The following is a 14541-nucleotide window of genomic DNA, read 5'->3' as shown; positions in this document are numbered from 1 at the left end:
GGTTCGATGGTGATCCGGATCGCCGCCGTCGGCGACGTGCATCTGGACGAGGACGTGGTGGGCCGGTTCCGTCCGGCGCTGGAGGAGCTGCCCGGCTCCGCCGACGCGCTGCTGCTCGCCGGTGACCTGACCCGGCACGGCACCGAGGCCGAGGCGCGCTGCGTGGCCCGGGAGTTCGGCGACCTCGGCGTACCGGTGATCACCGTGCTCGGCAACCACGACCACCAGTGCGACCAGGTGCCGCAGGTGGTGAAGGTGCTGGAGGACGCCGGGATCACGGTGCTGGAGGGCACCGGCGTCGTGGTGGACACGCCGGGCGGGCGGCTCGGGGTGGCCGGCGTCAAGGGGTTCGGCGGCGGGTTCGCCGGGCGCTGCGCCAGCGACTTCGGCGAGCCGGAGATGAAGGCGTTCGTACGGACCACCCGGGAGAGCGCCGACGCACTCGCCGACGCGCTGCTCTCGCTGGACTGCGACGCGCTCGTCGCGCTCACCCACTACTCCCCCGTGCCGGACACGCTCGCCGGCGAGCCGCTGGAGATCTACCCGTTCCTCGGCTGCTACCAGCTCGGGCAGGCGATCGACGCCGCGCCCACCGCGCTGGCGCTGCACGGGCACGCCCACCACGGCACCGAGCGCGGCACCACGCCGGGCGGGGTGCGGGTGCGCAACGTGGCGCACCCGGTGATCAAGCAGGCGTACAGCGTCTTCCACCTGGGCGGTGACCAGCTCGACTGACCGGGAGGTTTCCGGGATCGGGCGCACGGGTATTCAGCCGACATGGAGCTGATTCTCTGGATTCTCGCAGTCGTACTGGTGGTCGCCGGAATTCTCGCCCTGTTCCGCCGGCAGATCCTCTGGGGCATCGTCCTCATCGTCGTCGGCCTCCTGGTCGGCCCGGGTGGCGTCAGCATCTTCAACACGTAACAGCGGTTCTCGTACCCGCCGGGGTCGCCGGGCCCGGGTGTTCCGTCCTGCCGGACCGGAACACCCGGGCCGGGTGACTCCGGCTTTTCCGCGTCCGGGCCGGCGTTTGCCGGGCCGGTCGAGCGGAAACATCTCGACCATGGAGACGTCGCAGAGTGTCACCCGGCGCACCACCGGCGCCCGGAAGTGGTGGGCGCTGCTCGGTTTCGGCGCCGCCACCTTCGCCGCGGCCGCGATCGGCGGGCTGGGTGTGCAGGGCACCTCCGCCGAGTACCAGAGCCTGGAGCAACCCGCGTGGGCGCCGCCGTCGTGGCTGTTCGGCCCGGTCTGGACGGTCCTCTACGCGCTGATCGCGATCGCCGGCTGGCTGGTCTGGCGCCGGGCCGGGTTCGGCCCCGCGCTCTGGGCCTGGGTGGTGCAGCTCGTGCTGAACGCGATCTGGACCCCGCTGTTCTTCGGCGCCGGGGCGTACGGGCTGGCGTTCGCCGAGATCGTGCTGATGTGGCTGGCGATCGGCGTGACCGTGGTCCTGTTCCGGCGCGTCTCCCGGCCGGCCACGCTGCTGATGCTGCCGTACTGGGCGTGGGTGACGTTCGCGTCCGCGCTGAACTTCGCGGTGTGGCGGCTGAACTCCTGACCGGTACGGGCGCGAGGGCCGGTCGCCCCCGCGCCCGCCGGGCTCAGCAGCGGGGTACGCCGGGGATGTAGCCGTCGTAGCCGGTGTAGACGTAGGCGTCGGAGATGAACCGGCCGGAGCCGATCCGGTCCCAGATCGAGCTGGTGCCGTAGGTGCCGCTGACGCTGGTGCCGCTGGTCTGGCACTGGATGGTCACCTTCGCCCCGTCGGCGACCGTGCCGACCGAGCTGTAGCCGGTGCCGGGGCCGGAGCGGACCGTCAGCGGGGAGCCGGCCGTGTTCACGGTGCCCTGGCCGGTGTTCGTCCCGCCGCAGCCGTTGTCGCTGGTGTAGGTCTTGGTGCCCCAGTAGAGCGCCTGGACGCCGTTGAACTTGATCTTCACCGAGCTGCCGTCGATGCGCTGCTCGTAGTGCAGGTGCGGGCCGGTGGAGCCGCCGGTCGTGCCGACGTACCCGATCACCCGGCCGTAGCCGACGGTCTGCCCGACGGAGACGTTGAAGGCGCTCAGGTGGGCGTAGTAGGTGGTGTGGCCGCCGCCGTGGTTGATCCGGACGTACTTGCCGTAGCTGGTGTCGCCGAGGTTGGTGACCACGTCGACGGTGCCAGGCGCGCTGGCGACGACCGGGTCGCCGGCGTCGTCGGTGCGGTTGAAGTCGATGGCGTTCGCCGGGCTGTGGTTGGTCCGGGTCTGACCGGACCAGGACTGGTTGCAGGGGAACGGGACCTTGAACGTCGGCGCGGCCATCGCCGGCGCGGCCGGCACGAGGGTCGCCGCCAGGACCGTCGCGCTCGCCCCGAGGGCGAGCCATCGCTTACGCATCCACTGCCTCCAATGTTGAAAGTCTTCAATGTGATGCGGACATCCTGACAGAAAGTTCCGTTCCCGGGAAGATTCGTGGGAGCGCACCCAAGCCCCTGGCCAGGGTTTCGGGATTGTTACCGGGCCGTGTCCGGCCAGGGGTGGACCCGACACGATGCAAGCGCTTACATGTGAGGACGACCATCGGACCGGCGCGGGTTCGATCCCCCCACGCGCCGGCAAGGAAGGAGATCGGCATGGCGTTTGCCAGATCGCGCCAGACGCTCGCGGTCGCCGGCGTCCTGGGGCTGGCGCTCGGTGTCGCCGCCTGCGGCACCGGCGATGACAAGAAGAGCGACAAGGCCGGATCGGCCGAATGCGCCGCATACGAGAAGTACGAAGGTCACGACGGCAAGAAGGTGACCATCTACTCCTCCATCCGGGAGATCGAGGCCGACCGCCTCAACGAGTCCTGGAAGCAGTTCGAGGACTGCACCGGCATCGAGATCGACCACGAGGGCAACGCCGAGTTCGAGGCGCAGCTCCCGGTCCGGGTCGACGGCGGCAACGCCCCCGACCTCGCCTTCATCCCGCAGCCGGGCCTGCTGAAGCGCTTCGTCGACTCGGGCAAGCTCAAGCCGGTCGGCGCCGACACCAAGGCGATGGCCGAGCAGAACTACTCCCCCGACTGGCTGAAGTACAGCACCGTCAACGGCCAGCTCTACGGCGCCCCGCTCGGCTCGAACGTGAAGTCCTTCGTGTGGTACTCGCCGAAGACCTTCAAGGACAAGGGCTGGACCGTCCCCACCACGTGGGACGACCTGATCAAGCTCTCCGACCAGATCGCGGCCAGCGGCACCAAGCCGTGGTGCGCCGGCATCGAGTCCGGTGACGCCACCGGCTGGCCGGCCACCGACTGGATCGAGGACGTGCTGCTGCGTACCGGTGGCCCGGAGGTCTACGACAAGTGGACCACCCACCAGATCCCGTTCAACGACCCGCAGGTGGCTGACGCGCTCAACCGGGCCGGCACCATCCTGAAGAACGAGAAGTACATGAACGGCGGCTTCGGCGGCGTCAAGAGCATCTCCACCACCGCCTTCCAGGAGGGCGGCACGCCGATCACCACCGGCAAGTGCGCGATGCACCGCCAGGCGTCCTTCTACGCCAACCAGTGGCCCGAGGGCACCAAGGTGGCCGAGGACGGCGACGTCTTCGCGTTCTACTTCCCGGCCATCGACCCGGCCAAGGGCAAGCCGGTGCTGGGCGGCGGCGAGTTCGTCGGCGCGTTCGCCGACCGTCCCGAGGTCCAGGCGGTGCAGACCTACCTGGCCTCCGGCGAGTACGCCAACAGCCGCGCCAAGATCGGTGACTGGGTGTCCGCGAACAAGAAGCTGGACATCAACAACGTGCCGAACCCGGTGGACAAGCTCTCCGTGGGCATCCTCCAGGACGAGAAGACGGTCTTCCGCTTCGACGGCTCGGACCTGATGCCGGCCGCGGTCGGCGCCGGCACCTTCTGGAAGGGCATGGTGGCCTGGATCAACGGCAAGGACACCAACTCCGTCCTGAACGACATCGAGGGCAGCTGGAAGTGATCTAGCAGGTGGCCCGGTCCGGTTCCCCCGGACCGGGCCACCTCTGCTAGCCGAACCCTTGAAGGAGGGTCGATGGAGTTCGACTTCGCGGCGGAGCAGCCGAAGTTCCTCATGCTGATGTACGGGCTGATCGCCTTCGTCGCGGTGGTGGGGGGACTGCTCCTGCTCCTCGACGTGGTGCCGTCGTACTTCGCCCGGCGCCGGGAGGCGCAACTGGTCGCCGCCTCGGTGAGCGGCACGCCGCTGCCCCGCCGGCCCAAGCAGCGCGAGGGCGCGTTCGCGTTCTTCTTCCTGTTGCCGACGCTGCTGCTGCTCGCCGTCGGACTGGTGGTGCCGGCCATCCGCACCACGCTGCTCTCCTTCATGGACTCCAGCAGCAGCAACTGGGTGGGACTGGACAACTACCGCTGGATGTTCGCCGAGGACTCGATCGTCCGGGTCCTGGTCAACACGCTGATCTGGGTGCTGCTGGTGCCGCTGGTGGCCACCGCGTTCGGCCTGATCTACGCGGTCCTGGTGGACAAGGCACGGTTCGAGGCGGTCGCCAAGTCCCTGATCTTCCTGCCGATGGCGATCTCGTTCGTCGGCGCCTCCATCATCTGGCGCTTCGTCTACGCCTACCGGGGCGAGGGCGACCAGATCGGCCTGCTCAACCAGATCGTGGTGAGCCTCGGCGGAGAACCGAAGCAGTGGCTGCTGGACTCGCCGCTGAACACGTTCCTGCTCATCGTGATCATGGTGTGGATCCAGGCCGGTTTCGCCATGGTGGTGCTCTCCGCCGCGATCAAGGCCATCCCGGCCGACATCGTCGAGGCGGCCCGGCTCGACGGCACCACCGCGTGGCAGATGTTCTGGCGGATCACCATTCCGAGCATCCGGCCGGCGCTGATCGTCGTGGTGGTGACGATCTCCATCGCCACGCTCAAGGTCTTCGACATCGTCCGCACCGCCACCAACGGCAACTACGACACGAACGTGATCGCCACCGAGATGTACAACCAGGCGTTCCGCTACCAGGAGAACGGGCAGGGCTCGGCGCTGGCGGTGTTCCTGTTCGTCCTGGTGATCCCGATCGTGATCTACCAGATCCGCAACCTGCGCAAGCAGCGGGAGGGCTGAGATGACCACCACCACGCCCACCGTCGGAGTCGGCGCCCAGGCCACCGAACCGGCCACCCGGGGCGCCCGGGTGCGCAAGCGTCTGAACAGCCGTACCGCCACGCTCGTGTCGGTCGTGATCGCGATGCTCTGGACGATCCCGACCTTCGGCCTGTTCATCTCCTCGCTCCGGCCGGAGAACGAGATCAAGACCACCGGGTGGTGGACGTTCTTCAGCGACCCGCAGATCACGCTGGAGAACTACCAGGAGGTGCTGTTCAGCTCCGGCTCGTCCGGGCAGCTGGCCAGCTACTTCATCAACTCGCTGGCGATCACCATCCCCTCGGTGCTCTTCCCGCTCGCGTTCGCGTCGCTCGCGGCGTACGCGCTGGCATGGATGAACTTCAAGGGGCGGGACTGGGTCTACATCGGCATCTTCGCACTGCAGATCGTGCCGCTGCAGATGGCCCTGGTGCCGCTACTGCGGTTCTTCTCCACCGGCGTCACGATCGCCGGGGTGCAGATCCTGCCCGCGTGGGACCTGGTCGACGAGCAGAAGTTCGCCCAGGTGTGGTTCGCGCACACCTGTTTCGCGCTTCCGTTCGCCGTGTTCCTGCTGCACAACTTCATCTCGCAGCTTCCCGGCGACCTGATGGAGGCGGCCCGGGTCGACGGGGCCACCCACCCGAAGATCTTCCGCACCATCGTGCTGCCGCTGATCATGCCCGCGCTGGCGGCGTTCGGCATCTTCCAATTCCTCTGGGTCTGGAACGACCTGCTGGTCGCGCTGATCTTCGCCGGTGGCGGCGACGAGACCGCCCCGCTGACGGTCCGGCTCGCGGAACTGGCCGGCACCCGGGGCAACGAGTGGCAGCGGCTGACGGCCGGCGCGTTCGTGTCGATCGTCGTACCGCTGATCGTGTTCCTGTCCCTCCAGCGCTTCTTCGTGCGAGGCCTGCTCGCCGGCAGCGTCAAGGGTTGATCCGCGCCCCGCCGCCGGCACGGCCGGCGGCGGGGCCCGGGTCACGGCGGGGAGCCCACACGATGACCAGAATTGACGACGTCGCCCGGCTGGCCGGGGTCTCCACGGCCACCGTCTCCCGGGCGCTGCGGGGCCTGCCGACGGTCTCGGCCGCGACCCGGCGCCGGGTGCTCGCCGCCGCCGAGCAGCTCCAGTACGCGGTGTCCCCGAGCGCCAGCCGGCTGGCCGGCGGCCGGACCGGCACGGTCGCGGTGGTGGTGCCCCGGATCACCAGGTGGTTCTTCGGCACGGTGGTCGAGGCGGTCGAGGAGTTCCTCCAGGACAGCGGCTACGACCTGCTGCTCTACAACCTCGGCGGCCGGGAGCAGACCCGCCAGCGGGTGCTGCGCACGGCGAGCCTGCACAAGCGCGTGGACGCGATCATCCTGGTCGCCACCCCGCTGCGCGCGGCGGACGTGCACGCGCTGACGAACCTGGACCTGCCCGGCGTGACGATCAGCTCCGGCAGCGAGGTGCCCGGGTGGCCCTGCGTCCGGATCGACGACGTGGCCGCCGCCCGGACCGCCACCCGCCACCTGCTCGACCTCGGCCACACCCGGATCGCGCACATCTCCGGCGACCCGGACGACGAACTGGCCTTCACCACGCACCTGGACCGGCGGCGCGGCTACCAGGAGGCGTTGCGGGCCGCCGGACTGCGGCCCGACCCGAGCCTCGACGTCGAGTCGCGATTCACCATCGACGGGGGTACCCGGGCCACCGCCGAACTGCTGGCCCGGGGCGAACCGCCGACGGCCATCTTCGCCGCCTGCGACGAGATGGCGATGGGCGCGGTCACCGCGCTGCGCGACGCCGGGCTACGGGTGCCGCAGGACGTGAGCGTGATCGGCATCGACGACCACGACCTCGCCGGTGTGCTCGGGCTCTCCACGATCGCCCAGCCCGCCGCCGACCAGGGACTGCTCGCCGCCCGCATCCTGCTCGACCCGCTCGGCGTACGGGCCACCGAGCCGTACCCCGGCCTGGTGCCCGCGCCGCGCGGCGCCGGCACCGACGACGGGACGCCACCCCCGGTGATCCTGCCCACTCGCCTGGTGGTGCGCGAATCGACAGCGCCGCCGCGGGCACACTGAACCAACTTGCTCGTCCCCGCACCACCCAGACAGGAGTAAGGCGCTGAACACCGACGCGACGCAGCAGGCCCCGGGCACCGGCTGGTGGACCGAGGCGGTGATCTACCAGGTCTACCCGCGCTCGTTCGCCGACTCCGACGGCGACGGCATCGGCGACCTGCCGGGCATCACCTCCCGGCTCGACCACCTCGCCGAGCTGGGAGTCGACGCGCTCTGGCTGTCCCCGTTCTATCCGTCCCCGCAGGCCGACGCCGGGTACGACGTGGCCGATTACCGCGACGTCGACCCGCTGTTCGGCACGCTCGCCGACGCCGACAAGCTGATCGCCGAGGCGAAGGCGCGCGGGCTACGGGTGATCGTCGACCTGGTGCCCAACCACACCTCGTCCGCGCACCGCTGGTTCACCGAGGCGGTGGCGGCCGCCCCGGGCAGCCCGGAGCGGCAGCGTTACGTCTTCCGCGACGGCAAGGGCCCGGACGGCGCCGAGCCGCCGAACGACTGGGTGAGCGTCTTCGGCGGCCCCGCCTGGACGCGGCTGCCGGACGGACAGTGGTACCTGCACCTGTTCGACTCCGGTCAGCCCGACCTCAACTGGGACAACCCGGAGGTGCGCGCGGAGTTCCTCGACGTGCTGCGTTTCTGGCTGGACCGGGGCGTGGACGGCTTCCGGGTGGACGTGGCGCACGGCCTGATCAAGCAGGCCGACCTGGCCGATTGGCAGGAGCCGCAGGAGATCCTCTCCGGCAGCGAGGTGGACAAGCCGCGCCCGCCGATGTGGGACCAGGACGGCGTGCACGAGATCTACCGGGAGTGGCGGCGGGTCCTCGACTCGTACCCCGGTGAGCGGATCCTGGTCGCCGAGGCGTGGGTGGAGCCGGCCGAGCGGCTGGCCCGGTACGTGCGCCCGGACGAGATGCACCAGGCGTTCAACTTCGAGTACCTGCTGGCCGCCTGGACCGCGCCGGCCCAGTACGCGGTGATCACCCGCTCGCTGGAGGCCACCGACTCCGTCGGCGCGCCCACCACCTGGGTCCTGTCCAACCACGACGTGGTCCGGCACGCCTCCCGGCTGGGGCTGGGCACCGCCGGTGGCCGGGCCAACGGCGTCGGCGTGGACGACCCGCAGCCGGACGCCGCGCTGGGTCTGCGCCGGGCCCGGGCAGCCAGCCTGCTGATGCTCGCGCTGCCCGGCTCCGCCTACCTCTACCAGGGCGAGGAACTGGGGCTGCCGGAGCACACCACGCTGCCCGACGAGGCCCGCCAGGACCCGACCTGGGCGCGCAGCGGGCACACCGAGCGCGGCCGGGACGGCTGCCGGGTGCCGATCCCGTGGGAGGCCGACGCCCCGTCGTACGGCTTCGGGCCGACCGACGCGAGCTGGCTGCCCCAGCCGTCGACCTGGGCCGAGTACGCGCTGGACCGGCAGCGCGGCGTGCCCGGGTCGACGTACGAGCTGTACCGGACCGCGCTGCGGCTGCGCCGCGAGCACGCGCTGGCCCGGGGCCCGCTGCGGTTCCTGTCCTCCGGCGACGAGGTGCTCACGTTCACCAACGGCGACCTCACCGTGCTGACGAACTTCGGCGCCGACCCGGCGCCGCTGCCGGCCGGCGCGCAGGTGCTGGTGTCGAGCGCGCCGCTGGACGACGCCACGGTCCCGACGGACGTCACCGTCTGGTTCCGGGTGGTGTAAGGAAGGGCCCCTTGTTAACACCTCCGGTATAGGAAGGGCCCCTTATTAACACTCACCGTTAAGAAGGGGCCCTTCCTTCCAGGCGGTCGGCGCGGGCGTGCAGCAGGTCGTGCACCTGCGCTATGTCCCGCGGCGACGTACGCGCGGCCAGCCAGTACATGATCCCGGTCGGGATGAAGAAGAGCTGGAACGCGGCCAGCCCGACCGCGTAGTTCAACGGCGGCGGGAAGGCCGTACGCAGCGCGGCGAACACCACCCCGACCAGCCCGTTGCCGGCCGCCCGCCCGACGCCGTTGACGAGGTTGCCCAGGCTGTAGACGGTGCCCCGGTGCTCGGGCGGGTTGACGTCGGCGATCAGCGCGAACCAGTTCGGCGAGTTCGCCGACGTCAGCGCCAGCGCCACCACGGCGGTGAGCAGGCTCAGCCCCACCGTCGGCTCGGTCAGCACGCTGGACAGCACCGCCGTCACCACCGCGCCCGCCCCGGCGCCGTCGGGCACGTCGATGCGGATCGGCACGAAGAACAGGACCAGGTAGAACGGCAGCGCCGCGAGGATGCCGACGGCCGCGACGGTGGCCCGGCCGCTGGGCGTACGCCGTTGCAGCGCGTCGCCGACCAGGCCGCCCACGATCGAGAACACCCCGCCGAGCTGGAACAGGGTGGCGAAGACGCTGCCCACCACCACGGCCGTCGCCGGCGAGTAGCCCTGCGCCTCGGCCCGCTGGCTGAACAGCACCGGCAGCCAGACCAGCGAGCCGAACGCGGCCTGGGCGGTCAGCCCCTGCAGGATCAGCCAGCGGTTGGTCCGGCGGGCCAGGATCCGGGGCAGGTCGGCGCGGCTGATCCGGTAGTCGTACTCGTTCCCGGCGTCGATCGCCCCGGCCAGCTCCGGTTCGCTCTGCCCGCGCCGGATGTCGTAGGTGAACAGGTACGCCACCGTGGCGGCCAGACCCACGCCGGTGAGCAGCAGGAACGGCCGCCGCCAGTCGGTCGCCCCGAGCACGCCGCCGAGCAGCGTCCCGGCCAGCGTGCCGACGCCCTGGGACAGCCCCCAGAAGCTCATCACCAGGCCGCGGCGGCGCGGCGAGATCAGGTCGGTGACCACGGAGAAGCCGACCGAGCCCACCGCGCCGAGCCCGACCGCGCCGACGAACTGCGCGGCCAGGAACGTCGCGTACCCCCCGGCGAGCGCGCTGCCGGCGGTGCCGGCGGCCCAGAGCAGCGTGCCGACCATGAGCAGCGGCTTGCGGTTGGTGCGGTCCCCGACGTACGCCCAGCCCACCGCCGCCACCGCGCTGACCAGGAAGCTGACGGCGGTGACCAGGCCGAGCATCCGCTGGGGTACGTCGAGGGCGGTGGAGATCGGCCCGTACAGCGGAGGCACCAGGCCGATCGCCACGTTGTCCAGCGAGGCGAGCACCACGAAGACGACGACGCTGTAGAACCGGTGTGCCGCGTTCCCGCGCCGGGAGACCTTCGTGCCCGTCATGCAGGGCAGCCAATCAGGTGCGGGCGGGTTCCGGGACACCGCCCCCGGCCGACGCGCGTGTTAAGAAGGGGCCCCTCCTCTACCGCAGGCGTTAAGAAGGGGCCCTTCCTTACCCCCGGGCGTGGGCGTAGCGCTCGCGGATGGCGGGGACCGCCTCGCCGGTGTACTCCTCGGTGTCGCCGACCGACCAGGTGGGCGGGGTGTCGCCACCCAGCGCGACCCAGGCGGCCTGCCGGGCCGCGCCGTCGGCCACGTACTCGCCGGGCGGCGGCACCACCACCGGGCGGCCGAAGACCTGCGGCGCGATCCGCCGTACCGCGGCGGACCGGGCGCCGCCCCCGACCAGGATGATCCGGTCGGCGCGGGCGCCCTGGGCGAGCAGCGCGTCGAGACCGTCGGCCAGCCCGCAGAGCATCCCCTCGACCGCGGCCCGGGCCAGGTGCGCCGGGGTCGAGGTGCGCAGTGTCAGGCCCTTCAGCTCGCCGGTGGCGTGCGGTCGATCCGGTGTCCGCTCCCCCTCCAGGTACGGCACCAGGACCAGCCCGTCGGCGCCGGGCGGCGCGGACAGGGCCAGCTCACCGAGCGTGTCGAGGTCGACGCCGAGCAGGGTCGCGGTGGCGTCGAGCACCCGGGCCGCGTTGAGCGTGCACACCAGCGGCAGGAACCGGCCGGTGGCGTCGGCGAACCCGGCCACCGCGCCGCTCGGGTCGGCGGCCGGGTTGTCCGCGACCGCGAAGACGGTGCCGGAGGTGCCGATCGAGACGACCACGTCGCCCGGACCGGCGCCGACACCGAGCGCCGCGGCGGCGTTGTCCCCGGTGCCCGGCCCGAGGAGGATCCGCCCCGCCGCGCCCGGGTCGCCGTCGAGCACCGCCGGGTCGAGGTGCCCGGCCGCCTCGGCCGGGCCGAGCACGACCGGCACCGTCACGCGCCGCCCGAAGGCCCGCTCCAGCAGGTCCAGCCGGTATTCGCCGGTGCGCGGCGACCAGTAGCCGGTGCCGCTGGCGTCGCCCCGGTCGGTGCGCAGCGCGTCCAGGCCGGGCGCGCCGGCGAGCCGCCAGGTGAGCCAGTCGTGCGGCAGGCACACGGCGGCCACCCGGTCGGCGTTGTCCGGCTCGTGCCGGGCCAGCCACCGCAGCTTCGTGGCGGTGAAGCTGGCCACCGGCACCGCGCCGGTCGCGTCGGCCCAGAACCGGCGGCCGGTCTCCCCGCCGCCGGCCTCCTCGACCAGGTCCCGGGCCGCATCGGCGGACCGGGTGTCGTTCCACAGCAGCGCCGGCCGGACCACCTCACCGGAGGCGTCCAGGCAGACCATGCCGTGCTGCTGGCCGCCGACCGAGACGGCTGCCACGTCGGCCAGGCCGCCGGCCTCGACCACCGCCGCCGCAGGGCCTCCCACCAGGCGTACGGGTCGACCTCGGTGCCGGGCGGGTGCGGCGCGCGGCCCTGCCGGACCAGCGCGCCGGTCTCCGCGTCCCGGACCACCACCTTGCAGACTGGGTCGACGAGTCGACCCCCGCGACGAGCGGCATGGCGGCCCGCCTCAGCGCGCGCCGAGCACGTGCTCGACGGCGAGCTGGTTGAGCCGGACGAAGCCGAAGCCCTTCGCCCCGGCGGCCTCCGGGTCGAACTCCTCGAACGCGGTGCGGTCGGCGAGCAGCTCGCGGTAGCCCTCACCCGGGTTCAGCGTCGGCGTGGCCAGCTCGGCCACGCGGGCGGCGGCGAGCGCCTCGACCACCTCCGGGTCGGCGCGGAACGCCGCGGCCCGCTCCTTGAGCAGCAGGTACGTGCGCATGTTCGCCTCGGCGGAGGCCCACACGCCGGCGATGTCCTCGGTGCGGGACGGCTTGTAGTCGAAGTGGCGCGGGCCGTCATAGGCCGGGCCGCCGTTCGGGCCGCCGTGCTCCAGCAGGTCGACCAGGGCGAACGCGTTGAGCAGGTCGCCGTGGCCGAAGACCAGGTCCTGGTCGTACTTGATGCCGCGCTGGCCGTTGAGGTCGATGTGGAACAGCTTGCCCTGCCAGAGCGCCTGGGCGATGCCGTGGGCGAAGTTCAGCCCGGCCATCTGCTCGTGCCCGACCTCCGGGTTCAGCCCGACCATCTCCGGGCGGGCCAGGGTGGAGATGAAGCCGAGCGCGTGGCCGACGGTGGGCAGCAGGATGTCGCCCCGGGGCTCGTTCGGCTTCGGCTCCAGCGCGAAGCGCAGGTCGTAGCCGTTGTCGACGACGTACTCGCAGAGCAGGTCGACCGCTTCGCGGTAGCGGTCCAGCGCGGCCTGGACGTCCTTCGCGACGTCGTACTCGGCGCCCTCCCGGCCGCCCCACATGACGAACGTCTTCGCGCCCATCTCGGCGGCCAGGTCGATGTTGCGCAGCACCTTGCGCAGCGCGTACCGCCGCACGTCGCGGTCGTTGCTGGTGAAGCCGCCGTCCTTGAACACCGGGTGGTTGAACAGGTTGGTGGTGACCATCGGCACGACCAGGCCGGTCTCGTCGAGCGCCTTGCGGAAGCGGCTGAGCCGGGCGTCGCGGGTGGCGGCGTCCGCGCCGAACGGGACCAGGTCGTCGTCGTGGAAGGTGATGCCGTACGCGCCCAGCTCGGCGAGCCGGTGCACGGCCTCGACGGCGTCCAGCTCGGGACGGGTCGCGTCGCCGAACGGGTCACGGGCCGGCCAGCCCACCGTCCAGAGGCCGAAGGAGAACTTGTCCGCGGGGGTGGGACGGGGTGCCATGGCAGACCTCCAGTGGTGGTGTCGTCCGCGATTTGTTCAGCGGTTGAATTAAATGGCGGCGATGTGGCAGTGTCAAGAGGTGACAAGCGCCAGCACGGCCGGGGCGGTCCGGCAGGGCAGCCTGCGCGAGTTGAACCTCGCAGTGGTGCTCCGGCGGATCGCCGCCGCCGACCGGCCACCCTCGCGGGCCGGGATCGCCGCCGACACCGGCCTGACCCGGGCCACCGTCTCCGCCGTGGTCGACGACCTGATCGCCGGCCGGCTGGTCGCCGAGGCGGAGCCGGAGCCGCGTACCGGTGCGGGCCGGCCGGCCCGGGGGCTGGTGCTCGCCTCCGACGCCCGGCCGGGCTCGGCCTGGAGGTGAACGTCGACTACCTGGCGGCCTGCGTCGTCGACCTGACCGGCACGGTCCGGCACCACCTGGTCCGCCGCGCCGACCTGCGCCCGGTCTCCCCCGCCGACGCGCTCGCCCGGCTCGCCGCGCTGGCCGCCGAGGCGCGCGCCGCCGCCGTACGCGACGGACTGACCCTGGCCGGCGCGGCGCTCGCCGTGCCCGGCCTGGTCGGCGACGGCGGCCTGGTCCGGCTCGCGCCGAACCTCGGCTGGCGGGACGTGGACGTGCCGGCGCTGCTGGCCGGGCATTCGCTGGCCGAGCCGGTCGACGGGGTGCCACCGCTCGTGGTCGACAACGAGGCCAACCTGGCGGCGCTCGGCGAGCTGTACGCGCGACCGGCCGGCCCCCGCAGCTTCCTGCACATCACCGGCGAGATCGGCATCGGCGCCGGGATCGTGCTGGACGGCTCGCTCTACCGGGGCGCGCGCGGCTGGAGCGGAGAGATCGGTCACTTCCCGGTCCAGCCGCAGGGGCGGCCGTGCCGCTGCGGCGGCCAGGGCTGTCTGGAGCGGTACGCGGGCCAGGAGGCGATCCTGGCCGCCGCCGGGCTGCCCGGCGCGGAACTGCCCGCCGACACCGCCGCCACCCGGCTCGCCGACCTGGCCGACGCCGGTGACCCGGCCACGCTGACCGCCCTGGCCGACGCCGGCGCCGCCCTCGGGGTCGCCGTGGCGGGCGTGGTGAACCTGCTGGACCTGGACACGGTGGTGCTCGGCGGCGGATACGCCCCGCTCGCCCCCTGGCTGCGGCCGCCTGTGGTGGCGGAGATCTCCCGGCGGGTGCTGACCGCCGCCTGGGCACCGGTCGAGGTACGCCCGGCCGTGCTCGGGGCGCAGTCCGCAGCGGTCGGCGGAGCCGGCTCGGTGGTCCGCCGGATCGTCGACCGGCCGGTGGGCTGGCTGGCCCGCAGCGCCTGATCCGGCCGTTCCTGGACGGGCATTACGTGCCCGCGCTCGGTACGCTTGCCGCCAGGCAACCTGTCCGCCGAGCGAGGAGTGCACCGACAGCATGCGCAGGGGTCGACTGACCGAAGCGCCCGGCCACCTGAGGTGACAGCCCGCGCGCC

At 72.1% G+C, this 14541-nt stretch carries 10 protein-coding genes and 3 pseudogenes; 9 read left to right on the top strand and 4 right to left on the bottom strand.

Features of this window, described 5'->3' with window-relative positions:
• Nucleotides 1-6: 6 nt before the first annotated feature.
• From MCBG_RS25800 to MCBG_RS25795, 3 genes and pseudogenes are all read left to right on the top strand, one after another.
• Nucleotides 7-787, top strand: a pseudogene (locus MCBG_RS25800) (metallophosphoesterase).
• On the top strand, nucleotides 778-924 hold the full coding sequence (locus MCBG_RS33215; RefSeq protein ID WP_013288160.1) for a GPGG-motif small membrane protein: 147 nt from the start codon (nucleotides 778-780) through the stop codon (nucleotides 922-924). Before MCBG_RS25800 ends, MCBG_RS33215 begins: the two are co-directional and overlap by 10 nt.
• Before the next feature lie 139 nt (nucleotides 925-1063).
• Nucleotides 1064-1561 (top strand): TspO/MBR family protein, encoded by a 498-nt coding sequence (locus tag MCBG_RS25795; protein WP_043328806.1) that lies wholly within the window; start codon nucleotides 1064-1066, stop codon nucleotides 1559-1561.
• Nucleotides 1562-1604: 43 nt separating this feature from the next.
• Here MCBG_RS25795 and MCBG_RS25790 read toward each other — a convergent pair whose 3' ends face one another.
• The gene (locus tag MCBG_RS25790) at nucleotides 1605-2381 is read right to left on the bottom strand and encodes a M23 family metallopeptidase (protein ID WP_043328805.1); all 777 of its coding nucleotides are present in this window, start codon (nucleotides 2379-2381) and stop codon (nucleotides 1605-1607) included.
• A gap of 236 nt (nucleotides 2382-2617) precedes the next feature.
• On the opposite strand from MCBG_RS25790, the gene MCBG_RS25785 reads away from it, so the two are divergent.
• The 5 genes from MCBG_RS25785 (at nucleotide 2618) to MCBG_RS25765 (ending at nucleotide 8861) form a co-directional block, all read left to right on the top strand.
• On the top strand, nucleotides 2618-3958 hold the full coding sequence (locus tag MCBG_RS25785; RefSeq protein WP_030502265.1) for an ABC transporter substrate-binding protein: 1341 nt from the start codon (nucleotides 2618-2620) through the stop codon (nucleotides 3956-3958).
• A gap of 72 nt (nucleotides 3959-4030) precedes the next feature.
• Nucleotides 4031-5077: a carbohydrate ABC transporter permease gene (locus MCBG_RS25780; RefSeq protein ID WP_030502266.1), complete on the top strand. Its 1047-nt coding sequence runs from the start codon at nucleotides 4031-4033 to the stop codon at nucleotides 5075-5077.
• A 1-nt stretch (nucleotide 5078) separates the two neighbouring features.
• Nucleotides 5079-6038, top strand: a complete 960-nt coding sequence (locus tag MCBG_RS25775) for a carbohydrate ABC transporter permease (RefSeq protein ID WP_043328804.1) — start codon at nucleotides 5079-5081, stop codon at nucleotides 6036-6038.
• Between the two features lie 62 nt (nucleotides 6039-6100).
• Nucleotides 6101-7171 (top strand): LacI family DNA-binding transcriptional regulator, encoded by a 1071-nt coding sequence (locus tag MCBG_RS25770; RefSeq protein ID WP_043328803.1) that lies wholly within the window; start codon nucleotides 6101-6103, stop codon nucleotides 7169-7171.
• A gap of 43 nt (nucleotides 7172-7214) precedes the next feature.
• Complete coding sequence (locus MCBG_RS25765) at nucleotides 7215-8861, top strand: glycoside hydrolase family 13 protein (protein WP_043328802.1); 1647 nt, start codon at nucleotides 7215-7217, stop codon at nucleotides 8859-8861.
• 58 nt (nucleotides 8862-8919) lie between these two features.
• Here MCBG_RS25765 and MCBG_RS25760 read toward each other — a convergent pair whose 3' ends face one another.
• The 3 genes and pseudogenes from MCBG_RS25760 to xylA form a co-directional block, all read right to left on the bottom strand.
• On the bottom strand, nucleotides 8920-10350 hold the full coding sequence (locus tag MCBG_RS25760; RefSeq protein ID WP_043328800.1) for an MFS transporter: 1431 nt from the start codon (nucleotides 10348-10350) through the stop codon (nucleotides 8920-8922).
• A 109-nt stretch (nucleotides 10351-10459) separates the two neighbouring features.
• Nucleotides 10460-11882: pseudogene (gene xylB, locus MCBG_RS25755) on the bottom strand (xylulokinase).
• 11 nt (nucleotides 11883-11893) lie between these two features.
• The gene (xylA, locus tag MCBG_RS25750) at nucleotides 11894-13081 is read right to left on the bottom strand and encodes a xylose isomerase (RefSeq protein ID WP_043328799.1); all 1188 of its coding nucleotides are present in this window, start codon (nucleotides 13079-13081) and stop codon (nucleotides 11894-11896) included.
• Between the two features lie 52 nt (nucleotides 13082-13133).
• Between xylA and MCBG_RS25745 the strand changes: the two are divergent.
• Nucleotides 13134-14392, top strand: a pseudogene (locus MCBG_RS25745) (ROK family protein).
• Nucleotides 14393-14541 lie beyond the last annotated feature (149 nt).

The sequence above is a fragment of the Micromonospora sp. M42 genome (genome assembly GCF_000568915.1).
In the GTDB taxonomy this organism is placed as follows: Bacteria; Actinomycetota; Actinomycetes; order Mycobacteriales; family Micromonosporaceae; genus Micromonospora; species Micromonospora chalcea.
Note: the sequence above shows the minus strand (reverse complement) of the source record. Positions and strands in the feature narration are given on the sequence as shown.

Excerpts from the sequence above, each read along its gene's own strand:
- MCBG_RS33215 (WP_013288160.1), top strand. The coding sequence starts at position 778 with ATGGAGCTGATTCTCTGGATTCTCGCAGTCGTACTGGTGGTCGCCGGA.
- MCBG_RS25795 (WP_043328806.1), top strand. The coding sequence starts at position 1,064 with ATGGAGACGTCGCAGAGTGTCACCCGGCGCACCACCGGCGCCCGGAAG.
- MCBG_RS25790 (WP_043328805.1), bottom strand. The coding sequence starts at position 2,381 with ATGCGTAAGCGATGGCTCGCCCTCGGGGCGAGCGCGACGGTCCTGGCG.
- MCBG_RS25785 (WP_030502265.1), top strand. The coding sequence starts at position 2,618 with ATGGCGTTTGCCAGATCGCGCCAGACGCTCGCGGTCGCCGGCGTCCTG.
- MCBG_RS25780 (WP_030502266.1), top strand. The coding sequence starts at position 4,031 with ATGGAGTTCGACTTCGCGGCGGAGCAGCCGAAGTTCCTCATGCTGATG.
- MCBG_RS25775 (WP_043328804.1), top strand. The coding sequence starts at position 5,079 with ATGACCACCACCACGCCCACCGTCGGAGTCGGCGCCCAGGCCACCGAA.
- MCBG_RS25770 (WP_043328803.1), top strand. The coding sequence starts at position 6,101 with ATGACCAGAATTGACGACGTCGCCCGGCTGGCCGGGGTCTCCACGGCC.
- MCBG_RS25760 (WP_043328800.1), bottom strand. The coding sequence starts at position 10,350 with ATGACGGGCACGAAGGTCTCCCGGCGCGGGAACGCGGCACACCGGTTC.
- xylA (WP_043328799.1), bottom strand. The coding sequence starts at position 13,081 with ATGGCACCCCGTCCCACCCCCGCGGACAAGTTCTCCTTCGGCCTCTGG.